The sequence below is a fragment of the Tatumella sp. JGM118 genome, assembly GCF_018257515.1.
Classification (GTDB): domain Bacteria; phylum Pseudomonadota; class Gammaproteobacteria; order Enterobacterales; family Enterobacteriaceae; genus Tatumella; species Tatumella terrea.
This window is the reverse complement of record NZ_JAERJR010000043.1, coordinates 1-898: the sequence shown is the minus strand read 5'-3', so window position 1 is coordinate 898 and position 898 is coordinate 1. Positions and strand designations below refer to the sequence as shown.

General features: G+C 64.8%; 1 protein-coding gene. It reads left to right on the top strand.

What is annotated here, in order from left to right; translation table 11 throughout:
• Window positions 1-27: 27 nt before the first annotated feature.
• On the top strand, window positions 28-898 hold an 871-nt coding region (locus JK223_RS16795; protein WP_371813185.1), incomplete at its 3' end, for an Ig-like domain-containing protein.

Here is an 898-nt window from a genome sequence, read left to right as displayed (position 1 = left end):
ACGGCAACCGCGCAGGAAAACACCCCGGTGAGCGGCAATGTGCTGACCAACGACACCGATAAAGACGGCGACACCCTGACGGTGACGCAGTTTACGGTCGGAGGTCAGACGGTGGCCGCGGGGCAGACCGCCACGATCAGCGGCGTCGGCACCCTGACCATCGGCAGCGACGGGGCGTACACCTTTACCCCGGTGACCGGTTATACCGGGGCGGTACCGTCCGCCAGCTATACCATTACCGACGGGCAGGCGACGTCCTCGGCCACCCTGAGCTTCAGTCCGATCAATACCCCGCCGGTAGCTGCCGATGATACGGCAACCGCGCAGGAAAACATCCCGGTGAGCGGTAATGTGCTGACCAACGACACCGATAAAGACGGCGACACCCTGACGGTAACGCAGTTTACGGTGGACGGGCAGACGGTGGCCGCGGGGCAGACCGCCACGATCAGCGGCGTCGGCACCCTGACCATCGGCAGTGACGGGGCGTACACCTTTACCCCGGTGAGCGGTTATACCGGGGCGGTACCGTCCGCCAGCTATACCATTACCGACGGGCAGGCGACATCCTCGGCTACCCTGAGCTTCAGCCCGATCAATACCCCGCCGGTGGCCAGTAATGACACGGCAACCGCGCAGGAAAACACCCCGGTGAGCGGCAATGTGCTGAGCAATGACACCGATAAAGACGGCGACACCCTGACGGTGACGCAGTTCACGGTCGACGGGCAGACGGTGGCTGCGGGACAGACCGCCACGATCAGCGGCGTCGGCACCCTGACCATCGGCAGCGACGGGGCGTACACCTTTACCCCGGTGAGCGGTTATACCGGGGCGGTACCGTCCGCCAGCTATACCATTACCGACGGGCAGGCGACGTCCTCGGCCACCCTGAGCT